We start from the raw sequence: 19,330 nt of genomic DNA on the forward strand, positions 1-19,330 counted from the left end.
TGGAACCGCTAGCGGCTTCAACAAAGCGTCCATTGCCAAAACTGAGATAAATCTAGATAGTATATTTCATCTGGGAGATGGGAAAGTCACCTTTGAAAGACTTGCATTTCCCTGAAGATGATAAAATTTACAAAAAATTTCAATAAACACTGGAAACCCAGTAGATATCTATAATATTAACAAACAAACTAATCTAATACCAATTTCCTCAATCTGAATATCGATAATATTTTAAGATATGTTGACTTTCTCCCAAAAGTCCCTTTGATGCAAAATACTCGTCTTAATAACTTGTTCGATGCCATTGCTAGACAGTTGGGGCAATGGTTTCTAAACCCTTGGCGGCGACAATCGTTGCTGATAATTAGTTTTTTGTTCGGTTTTTTTCTGGGAAATGCAGTTTCTACTACAGCTGGTCAACAAGGTGTACTAGACATTGTAGTAGCTGCTTTTTTAGTACTTTTGACGGAAATTACTAGTAGGATATTTTATAGTCGCGGCTTTTTATCAAGGCGATCGCTCTTAGTAGACTCATTAAATCTCCTAAAAGTTGGTTTCACCTACAGCCTGTTTCTCGAAGCGTTTAAGTTGGGATCGTAGGAAGGGAGATGGGGAGATGGGGAAGGTGGGGCCCCCCTCTGGGGATAAGGGGCGATGGGAAACTCCGGACCCCCACGAAGTGGGGATTAGGGGAGATGGGGAAGCAAGAGAAGCGGCCTTGGCAGATGGGTTGAGGGCAAAGGCTTTTGGAATCACACCGGAAAATGTAGATCAGGTGATAGAAAAGCGATCGCATTTACTAAAATCTGTTTTGCCAGCTTTCAACCAATTTTGCCAAACTACTTTGCAAAGAGAACCCAAGGAAATGTTACAAGTTTTGTGGGACTTGTGGCTGCCTTTGGGGATTAGACTCGCATCGCACCGCCAACAGTTGGGACGCCCTTTGATTCAAGGAATTTTGGGAGGACAAGGGACTGGCAAAACCACAATGTGCAAAATTCTCAGCTTGATTCTCCATCAGTTGGGATACCGGACTTTGAGTTTGTCTTTGGATGACTTATATAAAACTTACAGCGATCGCTTACTTTTAACAAAACAAGATCCCCGCTTGATTTGGCGCGGCCCCCCAGGAACTCACGATATCGACTTAGGTTTAAATGTACTAGACCGAATCCGCGATTTCCAAAGTTCAATTATGATTCCTCGCTTTGATAAATCTGCTTATGGGGGTGCTGGTGATCGCACTAATCCAGAAATCGTTACAAATATAGATATAGTACTATTTGAAGGTTGGTTTGTGGGTGTGCGACCAATCGACCCAGATTTATTTGATACTGCACCGTTGCCAATTGCTACAGATGCAGACAAAGCATTTGCCCGCGATATGAATCTTCGCCTCCACGATTATCTACCACTGTGGGAGCGATTAGACAGCCTAATTGTACTGTATCCCATCGATTACTGTTGTTCTTTAGAGTGGCGCAAACAGGCAGAACACCAGATGATTGCTGCGGGGAAATCAGGTATGACAGACTCAGAGATAGAGCAATTTGTCAATTATTTTTGGCAATCACTTCACCCAGAATTATTTATCAAGCCGTTAGTAAAAGATGCAACAGCGGTTGATTTAGTAATTGAGATTAATGGCGATCGGAGTATTAGTCAAGTGTATAGCGATCGGGCTTAGGGTATTACTTTTTCCTAGATTATCGGTAATCTTCTAGCGGGAAGGGAGTAGTTATGCAAGTCGGATATGCCTGCAATAGCCAACAAGCTTTAGAACTTTTCGGCAAACATTAATTAGCCCGATGTGGCACTGATGGATTTGCGAATGCCTAAAAGCGAAGGTGCTGATGCGATCGCCCCAACGCAATTACAAATTATCGCTCACCTCAGGAATTGTTAACACCTTTGCTCGCAACCATAACTAAAGTGCTACAATCAACAACCATGCTAGGGGTGCCTACATTATCAGGCTGAGATCACACCCTTAACACCTGAGTCTGGGTAATACCAGCGGAGGGAAGCTGTTTATCGAGGAATTCAATATGCGAACAGAATGGGTTGCTAAGCGGCGTGGGCAGAGTAATGTATCTCAAATGCATTATGCACGCCAAGGTGTTATCACCGAAGAAATGCACTACGTCGCCCACCGGGAAAATCTCCCTGCGGATCTCATTCGTGAGGAAGTAGCGCGGGGACGAATGATTATCCCGGCTAACATTAATCACACAAACCTAGAGCCAATGGCTATTGGCATCGCCTCTAAATGTAAGGTAAATGCTAATATCGGCGCATCACCCAACTCTTCCAATCTTCAGGAAGAAGTGGATAAGCTGAATCTGGCGGTGAAGTACGGTGCTGATACTGTGATGGACTTGTCTACAGGTGGCGGGAATTTGGATGAAATTCGTACCGCTATTATCAACGCTTCTCCGGTTCCCATTGGTACAGTGCCAGTTTACCAAGCTTTAGAAAGTGTCCACGGCACAATTGAAAAGCTGACTGCTGATGACTTTCTTCATATTATTGAAAAACACGCCCAGCAAGGGGTAGACTACCAAACCATCCACGCTGGAATTTTAATTGAACATTTGCCTTTGGTAAGAAGCCGCATCACTGGTATTGTTTCTCGCGGTGGCGGTATTCTGGCACGGTGGATGCTACATCACCACAAACAAAACCCGCTTTATACCCATTTCCGAGACATCGTTGAGATTTTCAAAAGATACGATGTCTGTTTCAGTTTAGGAGATTCTCTGCGTCCTGGCTGTACTCATGATGCCTCAGATGCGGCACAATTAGCTGAATTGAAAACCATGGGACAGTTAACTCGCAAAGCTTGGGAAGATAATGTACAGGTGATGGTAGAAGGACCTGGACACGTGCCAATGGATCAAATTGAGTTTAACGTCCGCAAGCAAATGGAAGAGTGTTCCGAAGCACCTTTCTATGTGTTAGGGCCATTGGTAACAGACATTGCTCCTGGTTATGACCATATTACTTCAGCGATCGGGGCAGCGATGGCGGGATGGTACGGTACAGCAATGTTATGCTATGTAACACCGAAAGAACATTTGGGATTACCAAATGCCGAAGATGTACGCAATGGATTGATTGCCTATAAGATAGCAGCTCATGCGGCGGATATTGCTAGACATCGCCCTGGTGCAAGGGACAGAGATGATCAACTTTCCCAGGCGCGTTACAATTTCGATTGGAACCGTCAGTTTGAATTAGCACTCGACCCAGAAAGAGCTAAGGAATATCATGATGAAACTCTACCAGCAGATATCTATAAAACTGCTGAGTTTTGTTCCATGTGCGGTCCTAAATTCTGCCCAATGCAAACTAAAGTTGATGCTGACGCGCTGACAGAATTAGAGAAGTTTTTGGCGAAAGAGCCTGTGACCCAAAGTTAATTGAGGCTCTGACGCAGGTATACAAACACAAGTAGTGTAAAAAGTTTTGTAGTGGCGTGTCAAGCTTAAAATAGTGCATTAAAAATAAAGCAGAAAGTATTGATTTATCTGACTTTTCCCAAAAATCTAATGCAACATTTTAGCCTTGACACGCTAGTAATCTACAGCTAAATGTTTTGCTGCGTTAGCCAAAGGCTAACGCAACACCAGTTGAAAGACATACAGTACGAGGTTGAATCTTTGCCCAATTATCGGTAAGCTTCCATTAAATTAATGCTTATATAGTAAAAGTAAAATTTATTTAAGTATAATAGCTAACAACATTTTTAAAATTAACGTGAGTCTCCAACGGAGGCGCACGTTAGTCAAAGCAATAAATCACACAAGCTAACAAAGAATTTTAATACTCTTGTGTCTGATCGTGTTCCTGCTTTTCTGCTTCCAGAATCGCTAATAAAAGGGCTTCTTCCTGAATTTCAAACTCTTCTTCCGGAATTTCTCCCATATCAAAAGCAAGTTGCAGTGCAAGAAGCTGCTTGCTGAGATTTTCTTTATCATCAATTTCAGTATTCGCCTGTTCTAAAATTTTTTCCCCAAGCCACGTTACCCCCATTAATGGGCCAGTAATCGGTAATAGTAAGAAGCGCAGAACCATATTAATTTACACTTGTGTAGATTTATAAAGCTGTCTTGCAAGACCGTAATCATGCTGATGACATAAATATTAAACATTACTTAGTCTTATGTTGATACCAAAATGCGTTGGTTTGAGTCCAGTTAAGGCTAATTGACATCAGTATTTTATATATCCGATGTGCATAAAATTACTTTTTTAGTAAATTACTATTTAGGAGGTATTTAGAGTTTGACAACAGTATTAAGTGCATCTCCCCAGCGATTTGTCAATACCCCTGCTGTTCAACGCATCGCTCAACGTGCTTTGCGCTATTTACACTCAGGTTTTTCGGTACATTTACGTGGTGCGGCTGGAGTCGGAAAAACTACTCTGGCAATGCATCTAGCTGATTTGCTCAATCAGCCTATCATTCTCTTATTTGGAGATGATGAGTTTAAAACCTCAGACTTGATTGGTAATCAATTAGGTTACACCCGCAAAAAGGTTGTTGATAACTTCATCCACAGCGTTGTTAAGGTTGAGGATGAACTTCGACAACACTGGGTTGATGCACGATTAACCTTAGCTTGTAAAGAAGGATTTACACTGGTTTACGACGAATTCAATCGATCGCACCCAGAGGTAAATAACGTTTTACTCTCCGTACTTGAGGAGAGATTGTTAGTATTGCCAATGAACCAACATCGAGCCGAGTATATCCGGGTTCATCCTCAGTTTCGGACAATCTTAACATCAAATCCTCAAGAGTATTGTGGAGTCCATGCAACTCAGGATGCTTTGATGGATCGTGTTATTACCATCGATATGCCTCCACCTGATGAACTAACTCAGCAGGAGATTGTAATTCAGAAAACAGGCATAGATTCTGAGAAAGCAGACAAAATCGTGCGCTTAGTGCGGATGTTTTGGAGTCGATCTGGCTCTGGGCAAGGCGGTGGCTTACGTTCGTGTCTGATGATTGCTAGAATCTGCCACGAACACGAAATTTCCGTCAACTTTGAAAACCCTAACTTCCAAGATATTTGTGCTGATATCCTGCTTTCTCGCACGAATCAACCTCGCATGGAAGCAAGTCGGCTACTGGAAGAAGTTTTGAGTGAATTGCATCATAATACAAATACTCAATCTCAGTCGGCACAGATAATACCAAACAGTCAAAATCAGATTGTATTGGAACAACGAGTACCTTATGAGCATGAAGTTTACAACTACTTGTGCAAGTCTCCAGGAAAGCGTTTCTCTGATTTGGCGGCAGAATTAGGGATTGATCGCAGTCAAATTGTGGCTGCACTCAAGTCTCTTAGAGAGCAAGGAGTATTAGTACAAATGCAGGGCAATGCCGATCTGCCGAACGGATCACAGACAGTTGCTTTTGATTCTGGGCATTTAATAAACAAATGAATACTCATACTAACCGGGGAGTTATCACAGCAACTCAGGGTTCTAGCTTGGCAGATATTCTCGAACGGGTTCTGGATAAAGGCATTGTGATCGCAGGAGATATTTCTATTTCTGTCGGCTCCACAGAACTGCTTAACATCCGAATTCGTTTGTTGATTTCTTCTGTTGATAAAGCTAAAGAGATTGGAATTAACTGGTGGGAGAGCGACCCCTATCTTAATAGTCAAACTCGCACCTTATTAACAACTAATCAACAACTTCAAGAGCGTGTTGCCAGTCTAGAAACAGAACTGCGATCGCTCAAAGCACTCAATCCTATTAATCAACAGAATGCAGGCGATTAGCAAATCAAAAGGTTCTGATTCCGGTTTAGCACCGTTGTTATTAACGGTTGTTGAACTGATACGCCAACTTATGGAAGCTCAGGTGATTCGCCGAATGGATGCTGGCATCCTCAACGACTCTGAGCTAGATCGGGCTGCGGAAAGCCTGCGACAGCTTGAACAACAGGTTATTCAGCTTTGCGAGATATTTGATATTGACCCAGCGGAGCTAAATATTAACTTGGGTGAAATAGGAACTTTACTTCCCCAATCTGGAGGATATTACCCAGGCGAAACCTCTAGTCAACCCTCTATTTTAGAACTCCTCGATCGCCTATTAAATACGGGTGTAGTGGTTGAAGGTGACTTGGACTTAGGACTGGCTCAGTTAAGCTTAGTTCATGCCAAGTTAAGATTAGTACTCACCTCTAAACCTCTGTAACTTTTTTATCTACATTCTTCTTGGTAAGACATTTATATGAGTTTTTATATTTATGGAATTTTGACCTTGCCTGCTCCCGAAAACTTTAGTTTACAGGGTTTAGATGGGCAACCCGTACAAATTAAAATTTTGGATGGTTTTGCAGTGATCTACTCTCAAGCACAGCAAGAGCGTTATTTGGCAAGCCGTCGTAACCTGCTAAGTCATGAAAAAGTCCTTGAGGAAATCATGCAAGCAGGCGATGTCTACGACGGGCTACGCCAACGCAATTTACTCCCCGTGCAATTTGGACTTTTGGTTTCCAGCTGGGAAACTGTTTCAGAGCAATTAATTCGTCCTCATCAAGAAGAATTGACGCAATTGCTAGCAAAGTTATCTGGTCGCCGAGAAGTGAGTGTTAAAGTTTTTTGGGATCCCGATGTAGAAATTCAAGGATTGCTAGCAGAACATCCAAATCTCAAAACCCAAAGGGATAAGCTAGTGGGTCAACCCCTGAGTATGGAGCAAGCGATCCAAATAGGGCAAGCCATCGAACAGGGAATGAATGATCGCAAGCAAGGCATCATAGATGTATTTCAAGGCACGCTCAACTCCATAGCGATCGATGTGGTGGAAAATACTCCCCAAATGGAGACAATGATCTACAATGCAGCCTACCTAATTTCTTGGGAAGCAGAATCACAATTTAGCGAACACGTTGAAGCACTTGACCGTCAATTTGAAGAGCGTTTGCGAATTCGTTACAACAATTTCACTGCCCCGTTTAACTTTGCTCGTCTGCGATTATTTAGTTCCAACTAATCCCAATTCTTTATAAAAATGCGCTTAATTATTTTGGAACATGACAAATTATCCTGAGAAAATCTCTGTCTTGAAAAGCTTGAGCGCTGGCTTCTGGCGCTCAAGCTTTTCACTGCGTCCCTTTGCGCTAACCTCTGCGTACCTACCCTGCGGGAAGGCGTTTGCGTAGCGTCTCGTAGAGAAGCGCCCATGTGTTAAAAAAAGTCATACAAAGAAACGGTATGAACAGTAATAAAAATTGAAAATCAAAAATTATTAAAACTTTTGAATTTTTGGGAAATTAAATTTTCTCGGTCTTTTATTTAAATAAAATCAATGGATGACATATTTAAAGGATTTGAACAGCTATTAGAAATTGCCAAAGCTTTAGAAGAAAAAGTAGAGAAAGGCGAGTTAAAAACTTCTATTCAAATTCAGTCTCATCATCTCAGTAGTATTCCCCGGCAAGGTAATATTCCCAAAAAAAGTAGTTCCAGCCGAGTCCAATCCAATTCTACCGATGCCGCTACACCAATGGATGATACTGATGTCACCCCCCCATCAGCTCGGACGAACTCAAAAGCTTCTTGGCAAGATGTCGGCGGCTTGGCTGATGTTCTCAAAGAAATCAGAGAGTTAGTCGAAATTCCACTTAAACGTCCAGATTTATTAGTGAAACTAGGGTTAGAGCCTCCGCGTGGGGTTTTGCTAGTTGGCCCGCCCGGTACAGGAAAAACTTTAACAGCCCGTGTTTTGGCAGAAGAGTTAAAGTTAAACTACATTGCCATCAATGGCCCAGAGGTGATGAGCAAGTATTACGGAGAAGCAGAAGCTCGTTTGCGAAGCATTTTTGACAAAGCAACTCGTTCTGCTCCCTGTCTGATATTTATTGATGAAATTGACAGTCTGGCCCCAGATCGCAGCCAAGTAGAAGGTGAAGTTGAAAAAAGACTGGTGGCGCAGTTGCTTGGATTAATGGATGGGTTTGCTAAAACCGAGGGCGTACTTGTATTAGCAGCAACAAATCGTCCCGATTATCTCGATCCGGCGCTGCGTCGTCCGGGACGCTTTGATCGCGAAGTTCATTTTCGGGTTCCTGGTCGCGATGGCCGATTGGAAATTCTCACGATTTTGACAAGTGCCATGCCTTTGGAGACTTCGGTTAATTTAGGAGCGATCGCTGATTCGGCTGTCGGTTTTGTCGGTGCTGATCTCAAAGCTCTTTGTCAAAAAGCAGCCTACATTGCCCTTCGTCGTCAAGTCCCCTCGCTCAACAGTCCCATTCCTGAGAACATGACTGTCATGCAACAGGATTTTATCGAAGCAATTAAGGAGATAAAACCCTCAGTTCTCAGGGCTGTAGCAGTTGAAGCACCAAGTGTCAGTTGGGATGACATTGGTGGTTTGGATAACGCTAAACAAAAACTTCAAGAATCTGTAGAGGGCGCACTTCTTTACCCCGAACTATACGAGCAAACCAAAGCCAAGCCTCCCCGTGGAATTCTTTTGTGGGGACCGCCTGGAACGGGAAAAACATTACTTGCAAAAGCGATCGCTTCTCAGGCTAGAGCCAACTTTATTACTGTGAATGGCCCGGAATTACTCAGCCGATGGATAGGTGCAGCAGAACAGGCAGTCAGAGAACTTTTTCGCAAAGCTCGGCAAGCAGCGCCTTGCGTTGTGTTTGTAGATGAAATTGATACCTTGGCACCAGTACGGGGACGATTCAGTGGTGATTCTGGAGTTAGCGATCGCGTTGTCGGTCAACTGCTCACCGAATTGGATGGGTTGCATGAATGCCCAAAAGTACTGTTAGTAGGAGCAACCAATCGTCCAGAAACCCTCGATCCTGCCTTGCTCAGAGCTGGAAGATTGGACTTACAAATTAAAATCGATCTACCAGATCGAGCCAGCCGATTAGCGATTTTACGAGTTCACAATCTAGATCGTCCCGTGGTTGATGTCGATTTAGAAACCTGGGCGACAGTTACCGAAGGTTGGAATGGCGCAGACTTGGCTTTGTTGAGCAATCAAGCAGCTTTAAGCGCAATTCGTCGATACCGCGCCCAAGGATTAAGCGACTCCAGCCTGATTCAGATTACAAATGATGATTTCCAAGTTACATACCAAATGCTTGCTAATCAGCACCAATCTCAACAATAAATATTCACGCCCACCTACTTATGTCAATATACGCCTATGCTCTTTTAGTACCGATCACATCAGGGCTTGTCCTACCTTTAGGGATGGAAAGGAATATTGAACTCGTTTACTCTTCTGGTTTAGCTGCGATCGTAGAACCACAAATCTCACTGGAGGCAATACAAGCGACCGATGAGCAGTTACTTCAAGCGGTATTAACCCACGATCGCGTGATTCGAGAACTCTTTCAACAAACTCCCCTTCTTCCCTTACGCTTTGGCAGCAGTTTTACCTCTATAGAAAAACTGCTCAATCATCTAGAAAAGCATCAAGAGCAATATCTAGAAACCCTAACTCAGTTAAGAGACAAAGTTGAGTACACTTTAAAAGCTACACCCTGCGATTTGCTTGATGAGTCTGACACTATTGATGCTAGAGGAAAAGCCTATTTATTAGCTAAAAAACAACGCTACCAAACACAGCAAGCATTTCAAGCACAACAATGCGAACAGTGGGAACTCTTGAACCAGTTAATTCTCAAAACACATACAAATATTATCTGTGAAACTCAAAAGCCAGATGTGCGGCAAATCCACTTTTTGGCACAGCGCAACGATTCAACGCTCATTATGCAGCAGTTTTCCTTGTGGCAGATACAATGCTCGCACTGGCAATTGGCACTGAGTGAACCTCTACCACCCTATCATTCTTTAAAAAATACTCTTATATAAATTTATAAAAAATGATATTTAAAGTTTTCAAAGAACTAATAAAGATGAAATGATTTTTTGATTAAAATTTTAATCAAAAATATTGTTAACTTTTTCTTATATTTTTTATTTTCTTATATTTATCTTATATTTTTGGGAACACTAAATCCAGGAATAACAAAACACATTGTGTAAGTTTTACCCATTGCTCAATCAGAGCAAGATGAAACCAATAATTAGAGTTATGTGAGGAAAAAAATGGCTGTTGAAAAAGTTAACTCATCTTCTAGTCTAGCTGAAGTTATTGACCGCATTTTAGACAAAGGAATTGTAATTGATGCTTGGGTGCGTGTTTCTTTAGTTGGTATTGAACTACTAGCTGTCGAAGCTCGCATTGTGATTGCTTCAGTTGAAACTTACTTAAGATATGCGGAGGCAGTTGGTTTAACATCTCAAGCAGCTGTTCCATCTGCTGCTTAACACCAGATTAGAAAAAGGGAGTCTTCATGGCTCCTATTTAATATTTTTAGTTAAGAAAATAGGAGATTTCAACTGATGGCTCTCAAGAATTTATGGGAACAAGAGCGATGCCTGCGGCAGGCTTCTCTACGAGACGCTGTGCGAATGCCTACACAGCGATTGCAAATAACTGCTGAACGCCGTCAACAAGTTAACCAATGGAAACAGCTAACTCAACAAGAACTTCGGCTGCAAGCAGATTTGCTTCATCAAGACTTGAGCAGTTTTGTTGCCAGCCTTCACAACAACAGAAAGTTACAACAGCAGCAATTCCAGCAAGAGATTGCAGAGCGACAACTGGAAATATTGCAGCTGAAAACAGATGTCTGGCAACGCCAGCAAGAATACCGCCAAGAGCGCGCAGCAAAGGCTCAAGCATTATTCCAGGATTTGCAAAATTTTCGAGCAATCTTACATAACAGTGTTTGGGGAGATTATAGTAATGGACAAGCTGTTTCTCCAACTCCTGCTGAAAAAGAGAAATTAGCAACAGTTTCCCCAACTCCTATTGAAAAAGAGAAATTAGTTGCAACAGTTTCAAAATTGACAATCTCCCGTTCTTCAATTAAAGCCACTGGTTTTCCTCCTGCCGTCAATAGCATGACAAAAAAAGCGCCTGCCTTGAATGGAGATGCTGTTAAATCTAGAGTGCTGCAATACATTCAGCAAGCTCAAGGAGCTACTCTGATAGAAATTGAACAGGTGATAGGCTTAAGTCGGCTGCAAACAATAGATATCTTGCGCTCATTAATCAAGCAAGGGGTACTAGAACAACGCGATCGCCAATACTTTGTTCGGTAACAAGCAATTTCTTGACAAATTCGATCAATCTCATTTTTTACGCAGACTAGCAGCTAGCTGGGCGATGGCTTGTCTGTGTCACCTGAAGCAGGCATACTACACAATCAATAAGCATTAAAGCTGGTCTATGCTTTTTAGCATTCAACATTTCCATTTTTTTCAGGTCTGTATTACAACTACCTAGGTATATACAACCGATAATTTCAGTATATATAACATTGCAAAAGTAATATAGATAACTTACTGATAATTATAAAAAGAGCTTAAATCTTTATTCGAGCTTTCAGCTTTGAACTTTAAAAATGTCCTGATTGGAAAGGGATATAACAAGCTGAGGTAGCTCGATTGAGGTTTTGACCTGTGCTATTGGCGATCACACGATGAGGTTAGTAAGCTGGATTTTTGAGGAATTTCAATGTAAATGGAAAACTCAATAAGGAGGTGCGATCCGTTGTGAATCAATTGATCGAGCAACTTCAAACTAAATTATTCACAGGCAAGCTGAATCTTGAAGCCAGGGATGGGCCGACTTGGACGCTATATTTTCGTTTAGGACGATTAATTTGGCAGGCTGGTGGTTCTAATGCTGATGAGCGATGGCGACGATACTTGTCGCAGTACTGTTCTAATCTGGATGTGACACAGTTGGAGTGGCTTGTTCCTCCCCAGGAAAATTATCGCGAGTATTGCATTCTTGCTAAGTTGCGAGAACAAAAATTAATCGAACAACAACAACTTGTTAGCTTGATTACAAGCTTAATAGCTGAAGTCCTGTTTGATATAATGCAGTACATTGAAGCCAAAACAAGTGGCGAGAATTCAGCAGGGCAGTTGTCACATACCGTCGTTGTTGGTGAAGTTCCTGGGTTTCTTCTAGCTATCATACCAACTGAGGAAGTCTTGAAACAGGCTACACAAGCTTGGCAAGAATGGCGAGGTGCAGGACTAGCAAGTTACTCGCCCAATTTATTTGTTGTTATTCAACAAGTTGAACTACTTCAAGGACATACATCCTCTAAACAGATTATTTCTCTAGTTGATGGAACAAAAACTTTACGAGGTATAGGGCAAAAAAGCGGTCGGGATGCTTTAGTTTTGGCTCGGTTATTGATGCCATTAGTAAAAGCAGGGGCGATCGCTTTTTCACCTACTCCAAGCTTCAGGAAGGTTGGGATGGTTAAAGAAACTGGCAACCCATCCAGTACAATTAATAATTCCAATTCTTCACTGAAGACAGAAGAGAACACTTTTATACAAGTTGCACCCAATTTTAAAAAAGTTCCTTCTCCAGCGATTAGTAAAGAAATTGTCAGTCCGTCCAGTGCAATTAATAATTCCAGTTCTTCACTAAAGACGGAAGAGAACACTGTTATACAAGTTGCTCCCCCAGCAGCTAGCAAAGCAATTATTGATGTCTCGAGACCTTTAGTAGCCTGTGTGGATGATAGTCCGACAATCTGTCGCAGTTTGGAGGAAATTCTTACCCATCAAGGTTATCGCTTTGTTGGTATTCAAGAGTCCTTGATAGCAATTTTACAGCTAATCAAAAGCAAGCCCGACTTCATTTTTTTGGATCTTTTGATGCCAAAAGTGAATGGCTATGAAATTTGTTCTCAAATCCGTAAAACTCCAGTTCTCAAAGATGTTCCAGTTGTCATCTTAACGGGGAAAGATGGAATAGTAGATCGGATGCGAGCAAAATTAGTCGGAGCAACTGACTTTTTGGGTAAACCCGTAGAGGCAGAAAAAGTACTTAGTGTAGTTCATAAGTATTTAACTGTTTAAATTGAAGTGCTAGTTATATCGTTAGCTCACCTATACCCATTTTCTAGACAGATTTTGCCTCAGAAATTCTGGATTTGTGTTAATTGATTTATCGCAATCATTTTTCAAATTCTAAATTAAATAGTTAGGAAATAAAAATGAAAAAAGTTCTTTTAGTTGAAGATAGCCTCACAGAATCCGAAAAGATGACACGTTACCTGGAGCAAGGAGGATATTCAGTTTATGAAGTTCGCAGTGGTGAAGAGGCTCAACTAAGGTTGAAACAACAAAAACCTGACTTGATTCTACTGGATTTGATTTTGCCAGGCCAAAGTGGATTTGAGTTATGCCGCAAGTTGAAAGCTGATTCTACAACAAAAGCAATCCCGATAGTAATTTGCTCAACTAAAAATACAGATGTTGATAAAACTTGGGGGACTATGAGTGGTGCAGATGGCTATTTAATCAAACCTGTAGATGAAAAGACCTTGCTCCAGACTGTTAGTAAATTTATTCACTAAAGGAAACAGGGGCAATGGTACAGGTCAATGATCGCTTTTCTTCGCTACCGATTAATAACCAATTTCGACTTGAAAACTCTCCCCAAGGAAACAACCAGAGGTTTTTAAGATTTCCGTTGAATGGAAAGGTAAATGGATTACTCCCACTAGCTGATTTGCGGGGAGTAATTCAGGTTGCACTCACCGAGATTTTACCAGTACCGCAGGTAGCAGAATTCTTGTTAGGCATTATGAATTGGCGGGGAGAAGCTATCTGGATTCTTGATTTAGCAGGTTTGTTGGGAGCAATACAGTGGTGTCGGCGAGAAAATGTACGCAACTCTGGCATGGCGATGCTTGTTCAAGTCGAGAATCAAACTGTCGGGCTGTTGGTCGAGCAAGTCAATACCATTGAAGTTTACGATCCCCAAGAGCGGTTAGCAATTTCGGCATCGATGTTACCCGCCCGACTAGCCTCGTTCTTGCAGGGTTACTTTGTGGATTCTCAAGGTAACCCTTTGATGTTACTTGACACCCATGTTGTGATTCAAGCCCTTCAGCCTCTTTAAAATTCAGAGCTTCCTACCCTCTGCCTCCTTAACTTACTCCGATAACCTTCATAGCAAGAAAGATTATGGTAACGCAACACAATCTTACACCCAGCCAACCACACTCAAATTCCAGCAACGGTCATAAGGGCACCAATAACGGGCATACCGTCGATCTACCAGCAAAACAGCAAATCACCTCGACTTTAGAAGAATTGCGAACTGAACTGGATCAAGCTGATTGGGTGGAAACAGGGCCATTGCGAGACAGAATCCGCAAGTTAAAAGACCTGGTAAGTGTATTGCCATATCAAGACGGAGGAGATGGATTAGAGGTAGAGCAAGTACAGGCGATCGCCAGCAAAATCCGCCAATATTCCGATCTAGATACCTTGCTCGCCACTGCTGTCATGGAAGTACAAAGCGCCCTGCAAGTTGACCGCGTGGTGCTGTATGAGTTTACGAATCCGACGCTGGGGATAGTTGTTGCCGAAGCGATGAAAGATGGTTTTACCCCAATGCTCAAGGAAAAACTGCCCGCAGTCACTTTCGGGTTGGGTTCTGCCAAGCTTTATCAACAAGAAAAATTAGCAGCGATCGCGGATACTTACACAGCAAGCTTGTCTCCTTATCAAAAGCAGCTCGTGGATCGGTTTCAGATCAGAGCTTGTTTGAGTTTGCCAATCTTAGTCAAAGATGGGATTTGGGGTTTATTGGTAGTACATTGCTGCACTGCTGCTCGTCAGTGGCAGAATGCTGAAATTCGGTTACTAAAACTAATCGCACTGGAATTAGAAGTACAACTGCAAGTTGCCGTGATTCAAACTACTTTGCAACAAGAAGTAGAAAAAGACCAAATTCTTGTCGGTGTAACCAATAAAATTCTCCAGTCCAAAGATTTGGATACCATCTTTCGGGTTGCCAGCCAAGAAGTGCGACAGTCACTAAAATGCGATCGCGTGGCAATCTATCGTTTCCAGCCAGATTGGAGTGGGGAATTTGTTGCTGAATCTGTTGGATCTGAGTGGGTTTCTCTATTAGAAGAACAGCGAAACAACCCAGCAATTGTTAAGAACGTTAACTATTGCAGTGTTAGGAACCTGGCAGACCAAGGGGGACTGGCTGGGACAACAGGGCGATTGCCCAGTGCGGATAGCTATATTCAGTACGCGCAAGGCAAAACTTTCCATAGCGGACAAATCTATCGAGTCACTAATGATATTTACAGTGCTGGTTTTTCCGACTGCTATATCAAAGTTTTAGAAACCTATCAAGCCAAAGCATACATTATTGTTGCCATCTTCCAAGGGGAACAGTTGTGGGGCTTGCTCGCTGCTTATCAAAATTCTCAGCCTCGTCAGTGGAAAGATAGTGAAGTTCGATTGATGGTGCAGGTTGCATCTTTGTCTAGTATTGCTATTCAACAGTTGCAATATCAGCAAGAACTTTATAAACGCTCTGAGGAGTCAGCCAAGCTTGTTGAACGAGAACGTACGGTTTTCGGCATCATTGAAAAGATTGGGCAAGCAACAGATATTCACAATATTTTCCGCACTGCAACCCAAGAGTTGCGCCGATTTCTGAAGTGCGATCGCGTTGTCGTGTATCAATTTTACCCTGACTGGAGTGGAGAAGTTATTGCTGAATCTGTGGCTGCTGGCTGGTCGTCATTGTTGGAGATGCAGGAGGAAGATAGCATTTTAAAAACAGGTCTGATATCTTCAGAACGTTGCAATGTTAAAGACTATGGCTCTCCCATTAAAGCTGATACAGATACCTATTTTAAGGAAACCCAGGGTGGAATGTACGGCAAAGGAACACGCTTCCGCAAAGTCAATGATATTTATGCAGTTGGTTTTTCACCTTGCTATTTAGAAGCATTAGAGAAGTTCCAAGCCAAAGCTTACATTATTGTTCCCATCTTCCGCGCCGGTAATCTCTGGGGTTTGTTAGCAGCCTATCAAAATTCTGATGTTCGGAAATGGGCTGAGGAAGAGGCCGGTGCTTTATTGCAGATCGGCGAATCGTTGAGCATAGCCCTCCAGCAAGCTGAATATATCGAACAGCTACGGTTAAAAAATATAGAAATGACACAAGTAGCTGAAGTAGAAAACGCGCTCGCGCGAATGGCGGATAGAGTGCGTCATTCCCAACAGCCAGAAAAAATTTATCGCACTACCTTGGCAGAATTGCGGCAGTTGTTCAAATGCGATCGCTTAGCAATATATCGCTTCAATCCAGATTGGGGTGGTGAATTTATTGCTGAATCTGTAGGAAGTGACTGGGTGCCTCTGGTTGGCCCCGATATCAGAACCGTATGGGAAGACGAACACCTCCAGCAAACCCAAGGCGGACGCTATCGCAATAATGAAACTTTTGTCGTCAATGACATCTATACTGTTGGTCATGCCCAGTGCCACATCGACCTGTTGGAGCAGTTTCAGGTTAAAGCCTACACCATCGCCCCGATTTTTGCTGGAAACAAACTTTGGGGTTTGTTAGGAGCTTATCAGAATAGCGGTCCGCGCCAGTGGAATTCCGAGGAGGTGCGATTACTGACCAAATTGGGCATTCAGTTGGGGTTAAGCGTGCAGCAAGCCGAGTACATCGAAGAACTGAGAACGAAGAATGCTGAGTTGGCGCAAGCAGCAGAAGAGGAGCAGGTGCTAACAGCGATGGTAGAAAAAATCCGTCAAGCCCAAGAGCTAGAAACAATTTTCCAGAATCTGCTGCCAAGTTTACGCAAACAACTAGAATGCGATCGCCTAGCAGTATTCCGCTTTAGTCCTGACTGGAGTGTGGAGTTTGTTGCCGAATCCGTAAAAGATCAATGGCTGTCTTTAGCTGGTTCCGACATGAAAACGATTTGGATGGACGATCACTTACAACAAACTCAGGGCGGACGCTATCGCAATCATGAAACCTTTGTTGTCAATGATATCTACACTATCGGTCACGTTCAGTGCCACCTAGAGATATTAGAAAAAATCCAGGCTAAAGCTTACACAATCGCTCCTATCTTTACTGGAAGCAAACTCTGGGGCTTTTTAGGAGCATATCAAAATACTGGCCCTCGGCAGTGGAAATCCAAAGATGTGCAACTGTTGCGAAAACTCGCTGTGCAAATGGGTATAGGCTTGCAACAAATTGAGTATATTGAACAGCTCAAGAAGAAGAATGCAGAGTTAGCGCGAACCGCCGAAGGAGAACGAGCGCTGACACGGTTGGCAGAAAAAATTCGCCAAGCTCAAGAGCTAGATACGATTTTCCGCAATGGGCTACCAGAATTGCGATCGCAATTGCAATGCGATCGCCTAGCAGTGTATCGCTTCAATCCAAATTGGGGTGGGGAGTTTATTGCCGAATCCGTAAGTCGTGAATGGGTGGCTTTGGTTGGCCCTGATATCAAGACCGTATGGGAAGACGAACACCTACAGCAAACCCAAGGCGGACGCTATCGCAACAACGAGACCTTTACGATTAATGATGTTTACACTGCTGGTCATGCCCACTGCCACTTGAAAATTCTAGAGCAATTCCAAGTTAGAGCCTATATCATCACCCCGATTATTGCCGGAAACCAGCTCTGGGGTTTGTTAGGAGCATATCAGAATGATGGGCCGCGGCAATGGCAAGATAATGAAATTAACTTGGTAACGAAAATCGGCACGCAGTTTGGGGTTGCCGTCCAGCAATCGCAATACTTACAACAAACCTTAAGCAAGAATGAGGAACTGATTAAACTGGCAGAACGGGAAGTAGCAAACGCCCGATTTTCTTATCGCCTACCAAGTCGGCTAACGGAGATGGCCCAAAGTCATAGTGATGTTCTGGAATTTGTCCAGTTTGCAACCCTCGAACTTCGTCAACTACTCAAAGCAGATCGAGTTGGAGTTTACCGTTTTGAGGCTGATTGGTCTGGAGAATTTGTAGTTGAGTCTGTGAGCGGGGATTGGCCTAAGCTTGTGGGAACTAGTCTTGCCAGAGTTAGAGATACTTATCTCCAGTACAACAAAGGAGGGCGTTATGCCCGTAAAGAAAGTTTGCTGGTTGACAATATATATACTGTCGGTCATGACGAATGTCACATCCAATTGTTAGAAATGTGGGGAACTAAAGCCTACATGATTGCTCCGATTTTTCAAGAAGATCGGCTATGGGGGCTGATGGGAGTTTATCAAAATAGCAGAGCGCGTCAGTGGGAGCAATCAGAGGAGGATGTTCTCAACCAAGCCAGCGTCCAGATTGGTCTTGCCCTCAATCTTGCAGAGTACCTGAAACAGGTGCGTACTCAAGAGCAGCAACTAGCACAAGCAGCAGAGCGCGAACGCACTGCTCGCGAAAAACTCCAACAAGGAGCTATACGCGTTCTCATGGCTTTGGAACCATCCTTTAGAGGCGATCTCACCGTTCGAGCACCGTTATCTGAAGATGAAATTGGGACGATCGCCGATGGTTACAACACTACAATCCAAAGTTTGCGAGATTTAGTCCGACAAGTGCAGATTGCTGCCGGCAGGGTGAGTGAAACTTCCAGCAATAACACTACTTCAGTAGTGAAACTATCTGACCAAGCTCAACAGCAAGTAGAACGGCTCGAACGCGCTCTCGAACAATTACAAATGATGGTAACTTCCACCCAGGTAGTGGCTACTGATGCCCAAAGAGTAGGGCAGGCAGTTCAAAGAGCTAATAACACCGTCCAAGCTGGCGATTCCCTCATGGAAAGAACCGTAGATGGCATTTTGGAAATTCGGGAAACCGTGTCGGAAACAGCGAAGAAGATTAAACGTCTCGGTGAAGCTTCTCAGAAAATCTCGAAAGTCGTGAGTTTGATTGAAAACTTTGCCACTCAAACTAATTTGCTGGCACTCAATGCGGCGATCGAGGCTACCCGTGCTGGAGAGTATGGTAAAGGCTTTGCGGTGGTTGCAGATGAAGTTCGTTCCCTAGCTTATCAGTCAGCTAGTGCCACCACAGAAATTGAGCGACTCGTGCAAGAAATTCAAAGTGGAACCAACGAAGTTACCCAAGCAATGGAAGTAGGAATTAGCCAAGTTGTCCAAGGCTCGAAATTGATTGATGAGACTCGTCATTCCCTGAGTGCGATCGTGGTAGCTACTAACGAAATTGGCGGACTGGTGCAAGGAATTACTCAAGCAGTTTCTACTCAAAGTCAGCAATCTCAGATTTTGACAGAGGCGATGAGCGATGTTTCGGCCATCGCCCGCAAGACTTCAGAAAGTGCCATCCATATTTCCGAGTCTTTTGAGGAACTACTGACGACTTCACAACAACTGGAAACCAGCGTTAGCCAGTTCAAGGTTGACTAATCTCTCAA

At 43.1% G+C, this 19,330-nt stretch carries 16 protein-coding genes and 1 riboswitch; of the genes, 15 read left to right on the top strand and 1 reads right to left on the bottom strand.

Translation table 11 applies throughout. The features are described 5' to 3' along the window. Positions 1 to 267 precede the first annotated feature (267 nt). The 3 genes from FCR06_RS13950 to thiC all read left to right on the top strand — a co-directional run bounded on the left by FCR06_RS13950 (position 268) and on the right by thiC (position 3,422). Positions 268 to 600: a DUF565 domain-containing protein gene (locus FCR06_RS13950; protein WP_138500588.1), complete on the top strand. Its 333-nt coding sequence runs from the start codon at positions 268 to 270 to the stop codon at positions 598 to 600. A gap of 16 nt (positions 601 to 616) precedes the next feature. After that, positions 617 to 1,687, top strand: coding sequence for a glycerate kinase (locus tag FCR06_RS13955; RefSeq protein WP_223280137.1), 1,071 nt, complete (start codon positions 617 to 619; stop codon positions 1,685 to 1,687). Between the two features lie 258 nt (positions 1,688 to 1,945). After that, positions 1,946 to 2,042, top strand: a riboswitch (TPP riboswitch). 6 nt (positions 2,043 to 2,048) lie between these two features. Continuing rightward, positions 2,049 to 3,422 (top strand): phosphomethylpyrimidine synthase, encoded by a 1,374-nt coding sequence (thiC, locus tag FCR06_RS13960; protein WP_138500590.1) that lies wholly within the window; start codon positions 2,049 to 2,051, stop codon positions 3,420 to 3,422. Between the two features lie 400 nt (positions 3,423 to 3,822). Here thiC and FCR06_RS13965 read toward each other — a convergent pair whose 3' ends face one another. After that, on the bottom strand, positions 3,823 to 4,077 hold the full coding sequence (locus tag FCR06_RS13965; protein ID WP_138500592.1) for a gas vesicle protein GvpG: 255 nt from the start codon (positions 4,075 to 4,077) through the stop codon (positions 3,823 to 3,825). Between the two features lie 210 nt (positions 4,078 to 4,287). Here FCR06_RS13965 and gvpN point away from each other — a divergent pair, with 210 nt between their 5' ends. The 12 genes from gvpN (at position 4,288) to FCR06_RS14025 (ending at position 19,322) form a co-directional block, all read left to right on the top strand. Beyond that, positions 4,288 to 5,460, top strand: coding sequence for a gas vesicle protein GvpN (gene gvpN, locus FCR06_RS13970; RefSeq protein WP_138500594.1), 1,173 nt, complete (start codon positions 4,288 to 4,290; stop codon positions 5,458 to 5,460). Further along, positions 5,457 to 5,804 (top strand): gas vesicle protein, encoded by a 348-nt coding sequence (locus tag FCR06_RS13975; protein WP_138500596.1) that lies wholly within the window; start codon positions 5,457 to 5,459, stop codon positions 5,802 to 5,804. Before gvpN ends, FCR06_RS13975 begins: the two co-directional genes overlap by 4 nt. Further along, positions 5,791 to 6,225, top strand: coding sequence for a gas vesicle protein K (locus FCR06_RS13980; protein WP_138500599.1), 435 nt, complete (start codon positions 5,791 to 5,793; stop codon positions 6,223 to 6,225). Before FCR06_RS13975 ends, FCR06_RS13980 begins: the two co-directional genes overlap by 14 nt. Positions 6,226 to 6,261: 36 nt before the next feature. Beyond that, positions 6,262 to 7,026, top strand: a complete 765-nt coding sequence (locus tag FCR06_RS13985) for a GvpL/GvpF family gas vesicle protein (protein ID WP_138500601.1) — start codon at positions 6,262 to 6,264, stop codon at positions 7,024 to 7,026. A gap of 315 nt (positions 7,027 to 7,341) precedes the next feature. Continuing rightward, positions 7,342 to 9,168, top strand: a complete 1,827-nt coding sequence (locus FCR06_RS13990; protein WP_138500603.1) for an AAA family ATPase — start codon at positions 7,342 to 7,344, stop codon at positions 9,166 to 9,168. A 20-nt stretch (positions 9,169 to 9,188) separates the two neighbouring features. After that, the gene (locus tag FCR06_RS13995; RefSeq protein WP_138500605.1) at positions 9,189 to 9,878 is read left to right on the top strand and encodes a GvpL/GvpF family gas vesicle protein; all 690 of its coding nucleotides are present in this window, start codon (positions 9,189 to 9,191) and stop codon (positions 9,876 to 9,878) included. A gap of 237 nt (positions 9,879 to 10,115) precedes the next feature. Then, on the top strand, positions 10,116 to 10,337 hold the full coding sequence (gvpA, locus tag FCR06_RS14000; protein ID WP_138500607.1) for a gas vesicle structural protein GvpA: 222 nt from the start codon (positions 10,116 to 10,118) through the stop codon (positions 10,335 to 10,337). Between the two features lie 75 nt (positions 10,338 to 10,412). After that, positions 10,413 to 11,177 (top strand): gas vesicle protein GvpC, encoded by a 765-nt coding sequence (locus FCR06_RS14005; protein ID WP_138500609.1) that lies wholly within the window; start codon positions 10,413 to 10,415, stop codon positions 11,175 to 11,177. Positions 11,178 to 11,630: 453 nt separating this feature from the next. Beyond that, on the top strand, positions 11,631 to 12,962 hold the full coding sequence (locus FCR06_RS14010; RefSeq protein ID WP_138500611.1) for a response regulator: 1,332 nt from the start codon (positions 11,631 to 11,633) through the stop codon (positions 12,960 to 12,962). A 137-nt stretch (positions 12,963 to 13,099) separates the two neighbouring features. Further along, on the top strand, positions 13,100 to 13,462 hold the full coding sequence (locus FCR06_RS14015; protein WP_138500613.1) for a response regulator transcription factor: 363 nt from the start codon (positions 13,100 to 13,102) through the stop codon (positions 13,460 to 13,462). A gap of 14 nt (positions 13,463 to 13,476) precedes the next feature. Continuing rightward, positions 13,477 to 14,010, top strand: coding sequence for a chemotaxis protein CheW (locus FCR06_RS14020; RefSeq protein WP_138500615.1), 534 nt, complete (start codon positions 13,477 to 13,479; stop codon positions 14,008 to 14,010). A gap of 65 nt (positions 14,011 to 14,075) precedes the next feature. After that, positions 14,076 to 19,322, top strand: coding sequence for a GAF domain-containing protein (locus tag FCR06_RS14025; RefSeq protein WP_138500617.1), 5,247 nt, complete (start codon positions 14,076 to 14,078; stop codon positions 19,320 to 19,322). The last annotated feature ends 8 nt before the right edge of the window (positions 19,323 to 19,330 follow it).

Source organism: Nostoc sp. PA-18-2419 (assembly GCF_005869855.1).
In the GTDB taxonomy this organism is placed as follows: domain Bacteria; phylum Cyanobacteriota; class Cyanobacteriia; order Cyanobacteriales; family Nostocaceae; genus Nostoc.

What these genes read in the sequence shown, in the direction of transcription:
- FCR06_RS14005 (WP_138500609.1), top strand. Translation starts at nt 10,413, where the DNA reads ATGGCTCTCAAGAATTTATGGGAACAAGAGCGATGCCTGCGGCAGGCT.
- FCR06_RS13955 (WP_223280137.1), top strand. Translation starts at nt 617, where the DNA reads ATGGGGAAGGTGGGGCCCCCCTCTGGGGATAAGGGGCGATGGGAAACT.
- FCR06_RS13965 (WP_138500592.1), bottom strand. Translation starts at nt 4,077, where the DNA reads ATGGTTCTGCGCTTCTTACTATTACCGATTACTGGCCCATTAATGGGG.
- FCR06_RS13995 (WP_138500605.1), top strand. Translation starts at nt 9,189, where the DNA reads ATGTCAATATACGCCTATGCTCTTTTAGTACCGATCACATCAGGGCTT.
- FCR06_RS13950 (WP_138500588.1), top strand. Translation starts at nt 268, where the DNA reads ATGCAAAATACTCGTCTTAATAACTTGTTCGATGCCATTGCTAGACAG.
- gvpA (WP_138500607.1), top strand. Translation starts at nt 10,116, where the DNA reads ATGGCTGTTGAAAAAGTTAACTCATCTTCTAGTCTAGCTGAAGTTATT.
- FCR06_RS14020 (WP_138500615.1), top strand. Translation starts at nt 13,477, where the DNA reads ATGGTACAGGTCAATGATCGCTTTTCTTCGCTACCGATTAATAACCAA.
- thiC (WP_138500590.1), top strand. Translation starts at nt 2,049, where the DNA reads ATGCGAACAGAATGGGTTGCTAAGCGGCGTGGGCAGAGTAATGTATCT.
- FCR06_RS14025 (WP_138500617.1), top strand. Translation starts at nt 14,076, where the DNA reads ATGGTAACGCAACACAATCTTACACCCAGCCAACCACACTCAAATTCC.
- FCR06_RS13980 (WP_138500599.1), top strand. Translation starts at nt 5,791, where the DNA reads ATGCAGGCGATTAGCAAATCAAAAGGTTCTGATTCCGGTTTAGCACCG.
- FCR06_RS13990 (WP_138500603.1), top strand. Translation starts at nt 7,342, where the DNA reads ATGGATGACATATTTAAAGGATTTGAACAGCTATTAGAAATTGCCAAA.
- FCR06_RS13985 (WP_138500601.1), top strand. Translation starts at nt 6,262, where the DNA reads ATGAGTTTTTATATTTATGGAATTTTGACCTTGCCTGCTCCCGAAAAC.
- FCR06_RS13975 (WP_138500596.1), top strand. Translation starts at nt 5,457, where the DNA reads ATGAATACTCATACTAACCGGGGAGTTATCACAGCAACTCAGGGTTCT.
- FCR06_RS14015 (WP_138500613.1), top strand. Translation starts at nt 13,100, where the DNA reads ATGAAAAAAGTTCTTTTAGTTGAAGATAGCCTCACAGAATCCGAAAAG.